Genomic DNA, 17,273 nt, shown 5'->3' on the forward strand with positions numbered 1-17,273 from the left:
ATCGAACATACGCCGAGTGAGGTTGGGCGCAGATTTCGGATACCAAGCGTAGCCAGGTAAACTGGCATACGGAGGTACCGATGTACAAGATTCCACGGCAGAGTTACACCGCCGAATTCAAACAAGAAGCCGTCCGGCAAGTTGAGTCCGAGGGCAAGCCTCAGGTCCAGGTTGCCCGTGAACTGGGCATTGCCGAGCAGACGCTCGCCAACTGGCGCAAAGCCCACAAGGCCGGCAAGTTGACCGGCGGCACGGGCAAGCCGATCACGTCCGAACAGATGGAGCTCTCTCGTCTGCGTGCCGAAAACGCTCGCCTCAGAATGGAGCTCGAAATCCTGGAAAAAGCGACGGCGTACTTCGCGAAGAAGTCGCAGTGAAGTACGCCTGGATCGACAGGATGCGCGACGCCTACCCCTTGCAATCGCTGTGCCGCTTGCTGTCTGTCAGCACCAGTGGCTTTGCCAACTGGAAAGGCTGCGGCGGCCCGGCGCTGTGACTGTCCAATGCCCAGCTTCTGGCGCTCATCCGCAGCATTCACGCCGAGTTTAACAGCGCTTACGGCTCACCCAGGATTTACCAGGAGCTGAAATCGCGCGGTTTCCCGGTTAGCAAGGCTCGCATCCGCCGGCTGATGACGCGGCACGGCATCCGCGCCAGATACAAGCGGCGTTATAAGGCGACGACCAACAGCAAACATGCATTGCCAGTGGCTCCCAACCTGCTGAATCGGCAATTTGACGTGGCGGCGCCGGATCAAGTCTGGACAACCGACATCACCTACATCCCGACCCGCGAGGGCTGGCTGTATCTGGCCGTCGTGATGGACCTGTACAGCCGTGTGATTGTCGGCTGGGCGATGGATGGCCGGATGACGCGGAAACTGGTGATGGACGCGCTGCGGGTGGCGCGCTTTCGGCGCAACCCCGCCCCTGGGCTTCTGCATCATTCGGATCGCGGCAGCCAGTATGCAGCCACGATTACCAGGCGCTGCTGACCGAATACGGCATGCGGGCGTCGATGAGTCGCAAAGGCAATTGCTGGGACAACGCGCCGATGGAAAGCTTCTTCAATAGTTTGAAAAATGAACGCGTCTTCCACAAAGACTACGCCACGCGGGCGGAAGCCAAGCAAGATCTCTTTGAATACATCGAAGTGTTTTACAATCGAAAACGCCGCCATTCTTCCCTGGGTTACCGCACCCCGGAGCAACAGTACGCAGCTTGGTTCGAGGAAGCAGGAAAGGCAGCATAGGCGCTACGCGGGGATCCGGAAATCGCGCCCAAGCTCAAGCTTAAATTCAGCGGGAAAGTGGGTCCTCTTTCATGAGTCCTGCAGCACAGGGAGGCGCAATGCGTTTGGCATGTATAAGGATAGGGCAGGATCTATGATCCCAGACAAAAGACAACAGTCGGTTTTCAGGCAATGGCTGCAGGAATTTTTTGCCAAACGCGAACTCGATGGGGCGGATGGATGCGCGCTGTTTCGCTATCGTATGTCGGATGAGGAGTTTGGCGGGCTGCAAACCCAACTAAAGCATGCGGTGCTTTTGCAGGGAGTGGCCGATTTGGGCCGTCACCATGGATTTGTCGAGGCGTGGTTGTTGTATGCGTCGGAATGGTGGAAACGCTGCTATGACGGCGGCGCGTGGTCGTGGGGTCGGATTTTCGATTCAATCGGACTGGAAGAGCCAGCGCATGCCACGATACGCGAGTGGGTCACTAACGGTATGCGCTACTGGTGTTTGCCTCAGCAGCAGTTGCAAGGCCGAAAATACATCGGGCAGGTGGTGCTCAATGGCGGCGTACCGCTGCGCCTGATCGAAGGCGCGGATGGCCGGATTGCCGGCGTTCTGAAAATGGTGCTGCGCCGTGTGGTTCCGGTGGCGCCGGCCATGCCAATCGCACAGATCCGGGAAGAGTTCGCATCGTTTGCCGGACAACTGCCGCAAACCTTTCAACAGACCATGCTGCTGGATTTACTGACTGAACTGGTGGTGGGCATCAGTGCACTGTCACAACAGTATTTCCGTGGACCGGTGGAGGACCCGGTCTCGTTGCTGGACCAGAAAGCGCCAGACTGGCGTGGGTGCCTCCCGCTGGAGCTGGACAGCGAGTCGGCGCGCAGTCTACTGACCGGCTTGTTACGTGAGGCCAGCCAGACCGAGCGGCAGGCGCGTCATCCTTTTGTGTTGCGACGGGGCCTGCTCAGGAGCAGTGAAGATACGACCCGCGTGACCGTTCGAATGGAAATGGCCAGCCGTTTTCCACTCACCCATCTGACCACATTGTTGGATGTGTCCGAGAATGAGGTTCCTTCGTCGTTTGATTTGTCTGCCACCGTCGGACTGCAATCGCGTCTGGTGGGCCGTGCCGTGATCCGGGCCGGGGAGGTTCGCGTGGAAGTGCTGGAACGTACCTTATCTGCCACCTGGTTTGACGCCTCGATTCAGTTGTCCATCAGTCGATACGGCGAAACGCTGTACGTTCTAGATCTACCAGGAGGCACACCACCCGAAGCGGGCCTGCCCTGCCTATTTGAAGATGCCGAACCCTTTGCCCGCTTGCTGCGGGTAGGCAGCGCCCGTCTGCGCGCCGAGGGCGTCCTGGCGCTGGTTCCCAGCCAAGCCTGGGTGATGTGCGATGAGGAACAGACTGAGCAGCCACTGACCAGCCCACGTGAAGGGTCTAAGTTGTACCGCCTGGGCACGGGAATCTGGTCGATCAGTCATGCGGGGGAATGTTTCCGTATCCAGTGTGGAGCTGTTACGGAGCAGGAAGACCTGCTGTATTGGCATGGCCGGCGTCTGTATTTACCATCTCATCCCGCCGATGTGTTTCTGGGCATACCATGCCTCAGCCGCGTAAGTGAGGATGGCTCACGCACTACGGTGTCCACCAACGAATTGTATTGGGCTACAGGTAATGCCCGCCGTTGTCTGGCCACCAGCGGCACACCCTATGGCGCGGGCAAGCTGGTCTGGCAGCAGGGCAAACACGTTCAGACCCGACTGTCAGCGGTCTGCTTGCCGGAAAAAGCATCCATTCAGTATGAAGCGGGCCTGACGTCACGTGATGGAGTGATCCACTTGGTGAATTGGCCTGCCATTTCCATTTCAGGGCTGAGTGATGAGGTAGATGTCTCCGCGTGTCGCGAAGGTGAGAGCTGGAGACTGGGGGTGCGGGCGAGAAAGGAAACGCCGCCCACCGCGTTGCCTTTGCGTCTGCATTGGCCTGATGGTGGGGAGCAGCAGATATCCTTGCCGTTCCCTGCAAAGGGTGTGGTACTGACAAAAGAGGACAATGGTCAGGTCTTGTCCTCTGGCCAGAGCCTGACGGCCGACGCGCTGACCGGCTTGTGCGCCCGTATGCTGAGTCCGGAAGACGGTGCTAAATGGACGGTCAAACTGACGTTACGCTGCCGTTTTGCCGTTGATCACCAGGATGTGCGGTCGCTGGTCTACCGCGCCTCCGAACAAGGTGGCTATTGTTCAGTCAGGTTGTTTGAGCTGGCACCTATCATTCGCCAGATGCTAGGTGGTGTCGAGCAACTGGATGCCAGAGTCGAGATTACCTTCGAATCCGGGGGGGAGTCTTATCCCGGCCTGCAGGTCACGCGTTATGGGTTCGACGTAGAAAAGGATGCGGGGCAAGGTGTCTTGCGTCTTAGTGCCGCCGGTCATTTACCTTCTGCAGAAGTGCTTGCATCCACACAGGTACGCGCGGTGCCCTTGCTCAAACCGACGGAATGGATCGACCTCGCGCCCCAGTTTTCTGAAGGGGTGGCGAATGGCTCTTGGTCTTTCGATCCTCAACGCCGTGAACCCGGCACGTGGTTGATTTACCCGACACCGGAGTCTGCCTGTCAGTTTCGACCACTGGCATGGTTTATCGGGGAGCGCTTTGCGGGATCTGCGGTTGTGCAGTCTGATCTGGGCCGGGCTTTGTCTCTTGATGGCCGCCAGCAACGCATGGGTCAGTTGCATCAAGTGTTCGACCTGATGGCGAATGATCCCGCCCATCCGGACTGGATACTGCTAGCGGACATGCTGGAGACACTAGGTCATTTGCCCATTTCGACGCTGGACATCTGGGTCGCGCTGGGCCGGCACCCACGCGCCATCACCATGGCCTTGCTGCATCTTGAAGGCTTTGCTGAGCGGTTTCTGGGCCGTTTCTCTGAAGAGCTACCCTTTCAATGGGAGCTGACCTTACCGGCAGACTGGGTGGCCAGCTTGAGCTGCCTGAAAGCACATTGGCAGCGAGAAGGTGACCGCAGTGTCCGGAGGTTTATCCGTGATGCGAAAGATAAGCTGGACCAATTGACTCGGCATTATCCCGCCTTGTGTTTTACCGTTAATCTGGCGCGCACACAGGTGGAGGTACTGACCGCGGAAGAAAAAATGGGTGAGCTGGTTTGGGCTGCTAATGTACTGCAAAACACGCCGGATAGAATGTGGCAAATATGGCATCAGCAATTGTTTGATGGAGAAAACGCTGCAAGCCAAAAATTGCTGCGGCGCAGCGTAGAAACCGGTGTGCAGTGGCCCACAACGCAGGCTGAGGCGATTACGCGTTTTGTCAGATCGGACATCGGCACCCGGCTGCTGACACCCGTCAAGCATCTGCAAGCGGATTTCAAACTTTTGACCATGGCCTATCCCCTGATGTTGGCCTTTCAGCTTGTTGAAGCTGGAGCGATAGGGAGGCTTGTCCAGCCCTGGACACTGACGGCCTTGCGTGAATATCGAGAATTTGACCACGACTGGTTCGACACAGCCTATCAGGCGGGTCTGACCTTCGCCCTCATTGAGAGACAAAAAACATAATGACTTCACCTTATCGACCTTATATCCAGCCTCTTATCAAGGACCTGCTTACCCGCAGCCAGCGCGCGGCCTTGGGCCTGTTGGGGGTTTCCAGTAAACCGCTGCGCATCTTCTTGACTAAAGAGCTGAGTCAGGCAGCGGGTGAGGCAGGCAGCCTGCTGGCCGACCCGGTATTCGAGCCTACCTTTGGTTGGACGCCAAGTGACCAGACCATGAGCAGTCTGTCAGGTGGCCTGTTGCATCCGCGTCTGGTGGACGTGATGGCCAATCCCCCCAAAAAACTGTTCGACGATTACGAATTTCCTTGCAGCCGGCAGCCTTTTTCTCATCAGCTCGAAGCTTGGCAAACCCTGGCGATAGAGCCACCCCGCTCCCTGGTGGTGACTAGTGGTACCGGTTCGGGCAAGACCGAATGTTTTCTGGTGCCCATTCTTGATCGCTTAACCCGACAAGCCGGGAACGAGGGCAGGTTGAGCGGTGTCCGGGCTTTGTTCATTTACCCGTTGAATGCCTTGATTGCCAGCCAGAAAAACCGCTTGGATGCCTGGACCGATGGGCTGAATGGTGATGTGCGCTATTGCCTATATACCGGTAATTTGCCGGAAGAGGCCCCTGCCGGTGATCGTGAATATGCGGGTCAGGTGTTGGACCGCAGAACCTTGCGCAACGATGTGCCGCCCATGTTGGTGACCAATGCCACGATGCTTGAGTACATGCTGGTTCGTAAGGAGGATGCTCCCATCCTAGACGCTTCGCAAGGCAAGCTGGAATGGATCGTACTGGACGAAGCACACACTCACATTGGTTCGCAAGCGGCTGAGATGGCGCTGTTGCTGCGCAGGGTAATGCTGGCATTCGGGGTAAAGCCCGAAAATGTCCGTTTCGTTGCCACGTCGGCGACGTTTGGCTCGGATGATGAGACTACCAATCAGCTCAAGTCTTTCCTGGCCAAGATGGCGGGGGTGCGGACCGACCAGATTCATGTCGTGCACGGGCGTCGTCAGGTGCCGGAACTGATTGATGAGGTGCGTCCCGCTAATGAGGCTGAGTCTCTGGCGGCGCTAGAGCAGATCGAGCCAGATAGCGAAACCAGTGAGGTGCGTTATCGTCAACTCGCTACGCACCCGGTTGCGCGAGACTTACGTGCGCATTTTGTGAATGAAAAGCTCGGTACCCTCAAATCCCTGCAGTCCAGATTTTCAAGCCAAGCGTCGGGTGAGCTTCTCGCCTGGTTGGACATTTTGTCAGGCACGCGCAATGCTGGTAGCCAAGCTTTCCTGCCCTTGCGAATCCACTTATTCCACAAAGTGATCAGTGGCTTGTATGCCTGCGTAGATGCTAATTGCTCTTGCACGGCGGGTACCGCACTGGCAGGCGAGGATTGGGAATTCGGCATGGTCTATGTCGAGGAGAGAAACCGCTGTGCCTGCGGTGCTCCGGTTCTGCCCCTGGTTCGTTGTAATGAATGCAATGCCTTGCACCTGTCCGGCATGGCTCATCGCGGCATTTTGCAAGCCATTCCTCGGGAGGATGAGGACGAGTTCGAGTTGGATCGGGATGTGCAGGAAGAAACAGATGGCGATAAAGCACCGCAGCCGTCGTCCGCTCCCGTGCAGTCGGTGTTGTTGGTGGCAAAACCTTACCACGACAGTGAAGTGCAATGGCTGGAGCGTGTTAGCGCCCGGCTGCTCTCCCGCCAGGAAGATGGGGCTTTGGCTGTTCGGCTCATCCGCGAGCTTGACCACCAGTATTGCCCGAGCTGTCTGCACGAATCTAACGAGGCCAGCCTGTTTCGGCGTTTGGCCGTAGGCACACCTTTCACCTTGGGCACTGTCATTTCAACATTGCTCGAATATTGTCCGGAAGATCCCTCCGAGCCGGCTACCAAGCCTTTCCGCGGCCGCAAACTGATTTCGTTTACCGATAGCCGTCAGGGTACGGCGCGCACAGCGGCCAAGCTGCAGCAGGATTCCGAGCGTAACCGCGTGCGGGCGCTGGTTTATCATCATCTTCTAGCTGCGGCGGGAAGTGGGCGGTTGTCGGATGAAGACGAGCAAGATCTTGCGGAATTACAGCAAGAGCGGGCATTGGGTGATTTGTCTGCACGCGATGAAAGAACCTTGAACCGGTTGTTGGCCGATAAGGCGGCATTGCAACAGGCCAAGCTGCCTTGGCGTGAACTGCAGTCCAAGCTGGCCGGAGAGCCCGACATCAAGTATGGGTTGTTGGACTATTATGCCAATCTGATTCCCGGCATCTTTGAGCGGGAGATCGACGCCAACAAGCTGGCATCGATGTTACTGTTCCGAGAGTTTGCACGCCGCCCCAAACGCGAAAACAGCCTGGAAACCATGGGGCTGGCACAGGTGTATTATCCATCACTTGAAAAGGTCAGCGCATTGCCCGATGACTGGCCCAAGGATCTTGCAAGCTGGCGCCACTATCTGAAAGTGCTGCTCGATTTCTATGTTCGAGAAGGTACGTGTATTCAGATACCTTCTGAATTCCTGAATGTCATTGGGAACCGGTTCTCCCCCAGGTGGCTGCGCCCACCCAGCTGGAAGGAAATGGCGGATAGCCGCACCCGGATTTGGGCACAGGTCAATCCAAAAGGTAGCCAATCCCGTCCCGTCAAATTGTTGATGCGGGCTTTCAATTGGAGTGTTGACGGGCAACGCGACCGCATGGATGGAATCTTGCGTGCTGCGTGGGATGAATTGGTGCGTGTAGGGTTGCTACGAGTGGGTGACGGTGGCTATCAGCTTGGGCTGGAAGAAGCCTCCCTTCGCGTCATCAATAAGGCGGGGATTTGTCCGATTACCCGTCGTTTGCTCGATACCGTATTTGAAGAACTGACGCCTTATACCAACCCAAAAAACCCGGATGCGGCCTGCAAAGTCGAATGGGTGGACATGCCGCGCTATCCCTACCCCTTTGGTAAAGGGGCGGAAGATCTGAAGCGGATTGCTCAGGCTAGAGTATGGCAAGCCTCGGAAATGGGGGTTTTGGCGCTTAGAGATGAAGGCCTGTGGAGTGACCTGTCTGACCGCATAATGGAGGGAGGTGCCTACTTCCGCGCTGTCGAACACTCGGCCCAGCAGGATCGTAAGAGGTTGGAACGGTATGAAGATCAGTTCAAGGCCGGCAAGCTCAATCTGATGAGTTGCTCGACCACCATGGAAATGGGTGTGGATATTGGCGGTATCAGCGTTGTCGCTATGAATAATGTTCCGCCCCATCCGGCAAATTACTTGCAGCGCGCCGGCCGTGCAGGTCGTCGCAGCGAGTCACGCGCAGTGGCGCTGACCGTCTGCAAGAACACGCCGCACGACCAGAGTGTATTTGACCAGCCCGACTGGCCATTTACCGCCCGGATTGCGGTGCCGGATGTTTCGCTGCAAAGCCCGGAACTGGTGATGCGGCATGTGTATTCCTGGTTGCTGTCGTATTGGTTGAAAAATATTGTCAAAAATGACGAAATTCGTAGGATGACTTGCGGGCCGTTCTTCATTCAAGAGGGGGAATGGAGTGTGGCCAGGCGTTTTGTGGCTTGGTGCGAGCATCCGGAGGCAAATCTGGATGCGGACTTGAGACAAAGCTTACGAAGGCTGATTGTAGATACCCCGCTGGCGGGTCAACAGGGCGAGTCGCTTGTTCGTCACACCGGCAAGCGGATGGCGACGCTGACAGACGAGTGGTGCTCGCAACACCAGAGTGTGTGCCAGCAGCGTGCGGTGTTTGCGGGTGAAAAAGCATCCAGCAAGGCACTGATTGCATTGGAACTGCAAATCGAGCGTATTGAAGGTGAATACCTGTTGTCCGAACTGGCCAACCGTCGCTTTCTACCGGGCTATGGTTTCCCGACCGATGTGGTCAGTCTGGACAATCGTAACCGGGGCCACTTGTCGAAAGGCAAGGGGGATGAGCGTGAAGACAACCGGGGCCGACGCCTGCAATTGCCGTCGCGAGACCGTGCCACGGCATTGCGCGAGTATGCGCCGGGGGCAGAGATCGTACTGGATGGTCTGGTGTATCGCTCAGCGGGGGTCACACTTAACTGGCATATCCCGATCAACGAAGAAGAGGTAAAAAAGGAAGCCCAGCTACTCAAGTTTGCCTGGCGTTGCCACAATTGCGGTGCCAGCGGCAGCGAAATCGGCCATTTGCCAGAAATTTGCCCCGAGGCCGATTGCGGACAACCCCTGCACAAGGATCAGATTCACCACTATCTGGTGCCCAGCGGTTTTGCCGTGGATTTCTTTGCCACACCCCATAACGACTTTGGCAGCCCGATTTATGTCTCTGTCAAGCAGCCGTGGCTGTCGGTTCGTGGGGGATGGCTGTCGCTCACCAATCCCGAGGCTGGACGATTCCGCGCCAGCAATCAGGCACATCTCTATCACTATAGTGCAGGTACGAATGGGCGTGGCTATGCGCTCTGCCTGGAGTGTGGTCGTGCCGAACCCATGCTGTCCCGCTCCGACCCAGAAACCGAGTTGCGCCTGCCTGAAATCTTTCGGAAGCCCCACAAGCGGTTGCGTGGAGATCGTGAAGAAAAAACCGGAAGCCGTGACTGCCTGGGTAGCAATAGTAGCTGGAAAATCAAGCAAGACATCGTACTGGGTCATGACAGTATCACTGATGCCTTGGAGGTGGTGCTGCGCACGCCAGAAGGCACGTTGATCAACGACGAAACCCTTGCTTTTACCTTGGCAGTTGCCATGCGTGCTGCGATTGCCAAGCTACTTGGCGTGATGGAAGACGAGTTGGGCTGCACCACTCGTGTGCTGTGGCTGGAAGGGCAGGAGGCGCGAGTAATTCAGGTATTTGATGCGCGAACCGGTGGATATTCGGTCTTGGCTGCTCCAAGGTTGCAGCAGCGGACTTTCTGGGATGATGTCCGCAAACAGCTTGAGTGCCATGCCGACTGCACATCCTCATGCCCCCATTGCCTGTTGAGCTTCGATACCCGTTTTGCGGCAGACCACCTGGATCGCCATCAAGCTTTGGCCTTTCTGACGCCCCAATGGCTGGATCAATATGAATTGGCCGCTGAGCACAAGGTTTTTGGTGCAAGCACATTGCCAGAAAGTGCCACCCTGTTGGATGCTGTAGAGCGTACGCTTCTGCAGAAAGATGCGGATACGGTGCGACTGTACTGGCATGGTCACGCCAGTGTGTGGGATTTACCCAGTGCCCACGCCTTGCTGACTGCGTTGATGGGATGGAAAGTACGTGGCTTGGACATTGAGTTATGCGCCGAACAAGGAGCCTTGACTGCATTGGGCGAGGAAAATCGCTACAAACTGGCTTCTCTCCTGGATCTTGGTGCCAGCTATTGTGAATTGCCGCTAGAACAGATGCTGACGGAACACGCTGCATGGCCACTCTTGGCATCTGTTCATCGGTCAACAGGTTGGCGAGCGTGGGCGACCCCAGTTATGGAAATTGGCTTGCCTGATGAACAATGGGGGCGTGGTATTGATGGTGCCATGCTGCTGTATGGTGAACCTGGATTGCCGTCATTGCCAGCCCCTGTGTCCGTTGGTGACGTACGCCCACGTACGGGTGACCTGGAGCTGGATCTCCGGGAGGAGCTTGACGGATCCATCGAAGCCTTCGGCCACGCATTCTGGCAGTTGCTGTGCGAAAAATCGCCGGCACTTGCACAGTTGCTGGAGCAGGATGAAGTGAAGTCGATCTCTTATTTCGACCGATACTTGAAGAGTCCACTACCAGTAAGCTTGCTCTTATCTGTGCTTTATGAACTGACGCGGTATTCAGCGGCTTCGGGTGGCGGTCATAAGTGCATTGTGCAGAGCCAGCCATTCCAGAATGCTCGCTCGTCAAGCTATGCGATTTGGCATGATTGGGCGGATTGCCAAGAGCGTGATGCACGTCTAAAAGACGCGCTGAATTATCTAGGTTATGAGGGGGAGGTGCGGTCTGTTCCCTGCATGGCGCATGGGCGGTTGCTAGAAATGACTTTTACCTCTGGCAGACGTGTTCGTATTCGACTGGATCAAGGCTTATCCTATTGGTTAGCCGTTCGGGATCGTGATAGTCGAGGACGTTCATTCCCGTTTAACGAGGCGGCTGGGCGGCAGGTTGATCTGCTGGTCAACCCGGTTGGCAAGGTAGAAGCACCCACTGTCATTTCCACTCAGCTGTTTTTACGCATCAGCTAAACGTATTCCCCCAACCCTCGCCACTAATCGGGCGAGGGTTGGGGGAGTGGGGCTTCCTTGCCCATTTATGACGGTCACCTGCATGTCAGCGATGCTGCTATCCTTAGCGTGAGCGCTCCCTGTATTATTTTCATCATGCGTTCTCCGGTGTAAGCGTCGGCCGAACTACATTGAGCGGCGCTAGCGCTCTTGAGAGCATCATGTCCATTAACTTCCTTGATGGACACATGGACACATGGACACTTTGCGTCTTCCGGCGGGAGGGTGTGCATAATTTTGTGTAAACGGCCTTCTGGCAGGAGACTGTCATCTTGTCCGGAGACACCATGAGCCCCATAGGGGCTTATGACAAAATGCTAATTTTGCGACAGTGGCAGATCGGCCTGACCTGCCGTTCGCGCAACACAACTCCGGCGGCTAGTATGGAACCGTTATAGGTCATGTTTACTTGAGAAAAGTTTGCTGGGTTTGATCCAATAACTCGAGTTCATGCGGGCTGTCCGCCAGTCCCTCATATGGGGTTTCCACGGGATCTAAATCCCGTTTCCTCCTGATAATCAAGGCCACTCAGCACCTTGATCGCCTCGGAAATGAATCCGGATAGATTGGACTGCTGCTCTACACGCCATTCTCCATCTCCCGGATGAAGCGGGAAGGCGCCAATACTTGGCAGGCTGTTCGATTCCCAATATTTCTTGTCGGCATGCCTGACAAAGATTTTTACCTCGGCATCTATCGATGGGTAGAGCACGTAACTTCCCCTGGTACCAAGCAGTGCGTCACGGTATGTATGCATTTTTTCGATATCGTCGCTTTTCACCCTGTCCGTGCGGCCGGAGGCGGCGAAAGCTTTGCGATCAACCCTGTACTTCGCGTCGAAATGCAGCCAGCTCTTCCCGTGCTCCGAAGTGATTGCAACGCTGATGTCGGGGTAATAAGACAGTGAGTACGATCCATCCCAAGCCCCGCTTCCGGCGGCGCTGCCATTGAATTCCTTGTTGTAGAACAGCTCGACTTCAATGGGTCCGTAATCGGCGGCAACGGACCAAGAAACTATTGGCTTCTTTCCCGTGCGGATGCCGGAGTTCCAATCGCCCACAAAAAAGACCCGCTCAATGCACTCATCCTCGGGCTTCCCGCAGGCGGCGTTGATGCTCCTGATCAGTTGAATGCAGCACCATATCTGGTAGAGGTACCAGACCGGCTTCAGCTCCCCGCCAAGGTCCTCGGAGGTCATCAGTGTCCGCGCTAACGTAGCCTCCAAGCCAAACTTCGAAGTCGCCTCGGAGAAATCCCGGTAGCCGGCCCGCTGCTGCATGATCATCGAATAGGGGATTACCTTGCTGTTGGACACGTTTCTCCACAAGCTCACGGACAGCGCACTAAAGATGTAGTCCCGTGCCTGCGCAAGGTCTTTTCGCAGCGCGCCAGTTCCCCCGCCGAGCTTGCTGGCAATTTCGTCGATCCGGCTAGCGAGGCCGACCAAGAATGACTTTACGTACTGGTTTTCAGGGATATCGTAGTTTATCTTCGGTTCGATAATCGGCACCCTGATGGGCGTGTAGCCGAGGAACCTGTTGGCGAGCGCCCCCCCCCGCACCCATTCCAGGGAGAGCGGATTAGAGGCCAACTCAACCAGGTCGACCTGGTTCGCAAAGGCGATGTTCTCCACCCTCTTGGACTGCCTATTTCTGTAGGCGGGTCTCTTGATAATTTGGTCTACGGCGTAACTGAAGCGTCCGTCCCGCAGGAGTCGGCGAAGGTGGAAAACGAACATGATTGCCACATCGTCGCTCCCCCCGTCAGCTGACAGTCCGATTTCGGTTGGGGCGTCGAGCTGGAATATCACCGTTGAGCATAATGCAGAAAGTTCCGACAAGATGCCAAAGAGGTTGGCATCGTCCGTTAGCTTTTCCGTCAGAACCGAGGCGTAGAGCTTGAAGTCTCCCGCTTCGTCATGAAGGGAGAAATCTGCCGAACCGGCATAGTTCTTGAAGTTAATCCTCCCCGTGATCCGGATCGTACTGTCGGAAAGGGGGGACCAAGCGGAAGGAGCATTAACAGATACATAGTCCGCAAGCCTATTGTTCCGGAATGGGTACGCCCCCTGATACTGCTTCAGCTCCCTCTTGAATTCGCTCAACGTCTTTCTCAGGACGAGCGAGAAATCGTAGTCAGTATTTTCCACGAGCTGCACTGAATGCAGAACCTCGCGACTCGTGTCGGACTCATCAGCATAAATAATCTTCGCCAGGGCAGCCTCGTCGGCATCCGGTATCGTTCCGAACACGCCGGTTTCAAGCTCTATCTCGTCGCCGTCATCTTGCAGACGCAACGCGTTGGGCGACAGGATCAGCTCCGCGCCGGACGTCCTTATGACGATCTTTGCTAGACGTCTCACGTGGCCGCCTTACTAACTGAAGAAGCTGACGGCGCCGAGAGGACCCAGGCCATTCCTCATTGACTCCAGCTTGTGAACAGTCTTGGCAAGCGTCTTCATGTCCTCCATCGACAATAGCTCCTCGAGCACCTTTCCCAGTTGTGAACGGTTGCCATTAAACTTTGGCAGGATTTTCTGCATCAGCACCCTGTCCCTCACTTCAGACGGGAGAGCGAAGTCAGCGGGAGAGCCCGCAAAGGCCGCGATTTTTGCGGTTACCGCCATGTAGCGCTTGATTTCCTTGGTTACGCGAGGGCCAAACCGGAACGAGCCAGAGCGTTCGAAGACTGCATCGAGGAACTCGTTAAATTCGGCATCCTCTGGCGCGGCGCTGATGTCCGCGCTGATCAACAGCCCCGCTACATCACTCGCCGGCAGCTCAAGCTTGTCTTCGTCTGGAATCATGAAGCTCGCACCATGGAGTGACGGTGCTCCGCAGGTTATTTCAATGACGAAGGCGCGGTCGAGGACCTTTGGCGAGAAGCTGTGCGTGGTCTCGTCGATGTTAACTGTGCCAACGATGAAGACATTGCGGGAGAGATAAAGCCCCCCTTTTTTGATTGCTGCCTGCGCCATGTTTGCCTGCTCCGCGTCCAGCATTCCACTGCGCAGCATAAGTTGGAGAGTCTCACAGTCGATTATAGGTTCAGGAGTATCCGACGTCGAAGTCTCCATGATCGAAAGGAACCGCGAAAAGTACATCTCGACATACGAGAGGTTCATCTCATCGAGGATTATGAAGAACGGAATCGAACTGTAATCGTCGTAATTGGCTTTTAATAGAACTTCGATAACCTGAGTCCACGCGTAGTATTCGCCATCCGTCCCGAACGGGTTCTTGTAACCCAGGAGATGCCTCCCGTCCGTCCATCCCGCCTCAACCGGGATGAATGCATGGTTCGCACGTCGGTCCACGGCCGAGGGGGAGAGTGCGGATGCTAGCTGCCGAATCAACGTCGTCTTCCCTGTCCCGGACGCCCCGCAGAGGATGACGAATGGCTTGGACGCCAAGGCTGCCACAAGCTTGGCACTAACGGCTACTGCAGTGTCTGGGACCTCCATGGCCGGTGGCACCGAGACCTCGACGTTCAGGCCCTCGAGCCACGATTCGAATTGCTCGGGGGTCAGCGCGAGAGCATCGTGGAATCGGTAATGGAAACACTGCTCGTAGAACGTGCGGTGGAAGTCGTCATGTGGCGCGGGTTCTCGCCACCCGGTCTGTTGAAGCTTCCTATAAATAACTTTTTTCGCCAGCGGACCAATATGCATATTGGAAAATACAGTCGCCAGCGAATAATCGACGTAGGGTGCCCCTGGCTTGTATGTACAGATGCCGAAAGACTGCATGGCATACGCTATGTTCGTGTACGTTTTTTCATTGCTGAACGAATTTCGGCGGAGCACGCCCCGCATCTCGCCAGTCTTGGACTGAGCGAACGTTTTTATGAGTGCGTTGTGGCTGTACAAGATTGCGATAAAGGTCAACGCGCGGACTTGGTTTTCCCCGAACGGCCTGATATCGTCCCAGACGTCGGGGAGCTCGCGCGTTTTCTGGTCTCCCGACAGGATATTGACGACTTGAGCCTCGTCGAGGTTTACGCCTTCATACACGCCCCTGATGTTCTGCAAAATCTCGTTCCGGGGGTGCGCGATGATTAAGTCCGCAATCTTTTGGAAACCATTTTTTGTCAGAGATACCTTGAGTTCACCCAAACCAGACATCGTCGCATCCTTCTTAAATGCACAACCACGTTTCCCCCACGCTGAACTCGCGTGGGTTCAGTTACCGCTTCTTAGCTATTATCAGTGACTCTTGCACCTGGCGAGAATGATCCCCCCTCCGTCCCATGGTCTTATGGTCGTGGTCGATGTTCTCGAACCAGACCATATAGCGGCTACCAAATATTGTTGCAGCCAAATCGATGAGATCATCTATATCAATCATGCCGGTATTGGAATAGCTAAGGAGAAGATCGCTATTCGAATCCTTCACTCCTTCGAACATGCTTGTGAACGCGCCCTGAACCTGGGACTTTATGCAGAACGGAGACTGATGACGATCAATTCGATACCGCCCCTTCACAAGCTGACCTCCCTTGAATTGGAGTGCAGGATAGTCGTACTTAACAATCGTTTCCATCGCGTGATAGAAGCGGCTATAGTGGACGAAAGCGTATGGCGGGTCTGCATAAATGACGGAGCGAGGCAGCGAGGTGAGACAGTCTATGTAGTCCGACGAGACGAGCTCGTGCCCTAGGTCAACGACGTTCGAGAGATTCCAACTCAGCAGAGGTGAGAATTTCTTGCTAAATATCGCGGGGACGGAGGTTCGTCTGTATTTATTGATATCCGACATTGACGCAGCATCTTTTGCGTCCCTGAATTGAGCGTAGTGCCCGGTTCCCTGGCTAGTGTAGGCCATCGCGTGCATAAGGCAGGTGAGGCCAAAATTGAAATCCGCATCTGCGATCTTCCCGGCGCTCAACAACGCATCTAGAACCTCTCTTATCGCGTCAATCCAGATACACTGCTCAGCACTCCACCATGTCCCAGCGTAAAATCTGGTAAACAAGTGGTGCGTCGTGTCGAATTCCCTATATATCAGTTCTCGATTGCGCTTCTCAATTTCATTAAAGGACTCCAGCGAGGTCTCCGCTGGATAATGCATATCCGACGAAAGTGTCGAAATTTTTTCAAGGGCGATGCTGCTCGCAAGCTCTACGATATCGAATTGCCCAATTTTCTCAGCCCGCTTTAGGTAAGTGCTAGCGACTACAGCCGAGTACTGCTGAATATCGTTCGATATGATCCTATTGATGTGTCCAAAGCCGCCAGAAATTGCGGCAGCCCCGGCAAACAAATCTACTATCGGCTTGTCGTTATGATCTACAGTCGCAAATCCGTCACCGATGAAGCTAAGTATGGAGGCCTTTGAGCCCATATACTTGACAACCTGCGGGTAGGAGCGCGGCGCGAACGTAGGCGTTCGAGGACTACCTTGGGGGCGAGACATCTCAGATTCCATATCGGCACTTGTAGCGACTACAATGTCCATCATTTCCTTACTTAGGCGTACTTTCGTTCGCTGCGATTGTACAGTGCTGAGGACCGTTTTGTGAGCAAATCGCGGTTGTCGATGTGTCGCAGCATAGTTGATCGCGCGTCCACGTAATCGCATTACCACGTAGATCAATCCGTGGCAAGTCGCGATCACTGTTTTTGGGGTGGCGGCGCTGTTCAGCGTAGAGCTGTCGTTGAACATCATCTCATAGCGGAACAGTGAAATTCTGCTCTGGGGCCACCAGCAGCCGTACGCTCAGGCATGACCGGCTGTTTTGGCCCAGTAGCCGCCGGCCAGATGATGCGGTTTTTCGTCTGCAGTGCTGACGACTCTGAGGAAAAGCGGCGGCATCGCCACGCGTCAGGGTTTGGCTTTAGCCGCCGGGAGGCGGCTGTCCCAACGGCGGGCCGAGTATTGCAGCACCATGCTGGATAGCACGGCGCGCACGGTTTGTTTCTCTTGCTCGCCGAAGTCGTTGATGGCTTCGACCTGCGAAGCACGTCAGATGTCATCACGGGCTAGTCCCAGTAATCGATCTACGGCCTCCAACAGATCCCGACTCGGCTCGCCAAACGAGCATTCGTAGTGGGTGAGATGACGAAATGGTGTGGGTTCCGTTTTGCGCCAAGGCCATCGAGGTTGCAGCGAATGCCAGATTTTTTCAAATATCGTTTTCATCCTGCGTTCCTTTCGTGATGATGGAAGGTGGCCAAGCGTAAGAATCCAGATTTTTTCAGCCACATATCATTTTCCTGGAAA

General features: G+C 55.5%; 5 protein-coding genes and 1 pseudogene. 3 read left to right on the forward strand and 3 right to left on the reverse strand.

Annotated features, from left to right (window positions below; translation table 11 throughout):
* The first annotated feature begins 80 nt into the window (after positions 1–80).
* The 3 genes and pseudogenes from BI347_RS17925 (at position 81) to BI347_RS17935 (ending at position 11,013) form a co-directional block, all read left to right on the forward strand.
* A pseudogene (locus BI347_RS17925) lies at positions 81–1,251 on the forward strand (IS3 family transposase).
* 109 nt (positions 1,252–1,360) lie between these two features.
* Positions 1,361–4,825, forward strand: coding sequence for an STY4851/ECs_5259 family protein (locus BI347_RS17930; RefSeq protein WP_139167254.1), 3,465 nt, complete (start codon positions 1,361–1,363; stop codon positions 4,823–4,825).
* Positions 4,825–11,013, forward strand: coding sequence for a DEAD/DEAH box helicase (locus tag BI347_RS17935; protein WP_071116623.1), 6,189 nt, complete (start codon positions 4,825–4,827; stop codon positions 11,011–11,013). Before BI347_RS17930 ends, BI347_RS17935 begins: the two co-directional genes overlap by 1 nt.
* 511 nt (positions 11,014–11,524) lie before the next feature.
* On the opposite strand, the gene BI347_RS17940 is transcribed toward BI347_RS17935, so the two are convergent.
* From BI347_RS17940 to BI347_RS17950, 3 genes are all read right to left on the reverse strand, one after another.
* Positions 11,525–13,414: a DUF2357 domain-containing protein gene (locus tag BI347_RS17940; protein WP_071116624.1), complete on the reverse strand. Its 1,890-nt coding sequence runs from the start codon at positions 13,412–13,414 to the stop codon at positions 11,525–11,527.
* 12 nt (positions 13,415–13,426) lie between these two features.
* Positions 13,427–15,175: an McrB family protein gene (locus BI347_RS17945; RefSeq protein ID WP_071116625.1), complete on the reverse strand. Its 1,749-nt coding sequence runs from the start codon at positions 15,173–15,175 to the stop codon at positions 13,427–13,429.
* A gap of 61 nt (positions 15,176–15,236) precedes the next feature.
* Positions 15,237–16,466: a DNA adenine methylase gene (locus BI347_RS17950; protein ID WP_204378099.1), complete on the reverse strand. Its 1,230-nt coding sequence runs from the start codon at positions 16,464–16,466 to the stop codon at positions 15,237–15,239.
* Positions 16,467–17,273 lie beyond the last annotated feature (807 nt).

The sequence above is a fragment of the Chromobacterium sphagni genome (genome assembly GCF_001855575.1).
GTDB lineage: Bacteria > Pseudomonadota > Gammaproteobacteria > Burkholderiales > Chromobacteriaceae > Chromobacterium > Chromobacterium sphagni.

What these genes read in the sequence shown, in the direction of transcription:
- BI347_RS17935 (WP_071116623.1), top strand. Translation starts at nt 4,825, where the DNA reads ATGACTTCACCTTATCGACCTTATATCCAGCCTCTTATCAAGGACCTG.
- BI347_RS17945 (WP_071116625.1), bottom strand. Translation starts at nt 15,175, where the DNA reads ATGTCTGGTTTGGGTGAACTCAAGGTATCTCTGACAAAAAATGGTTTC.
- BI347_RS17930 (WP_139167254.1), top strand. Translation starts at nt 1,361, where the DNA reads ATGTATAAGGATAGGGCAGGATCTATGATCCCAGACAAAAGACAACAG.
- BI347_RS17950 (WP_204378099.1), bottom strand. Translation starts at nt 16,466, where the DNA reads ATGTCTCGCCCCCAAGGTAGTCCTCGAACGCCTACGTTCGCGCCGCGC.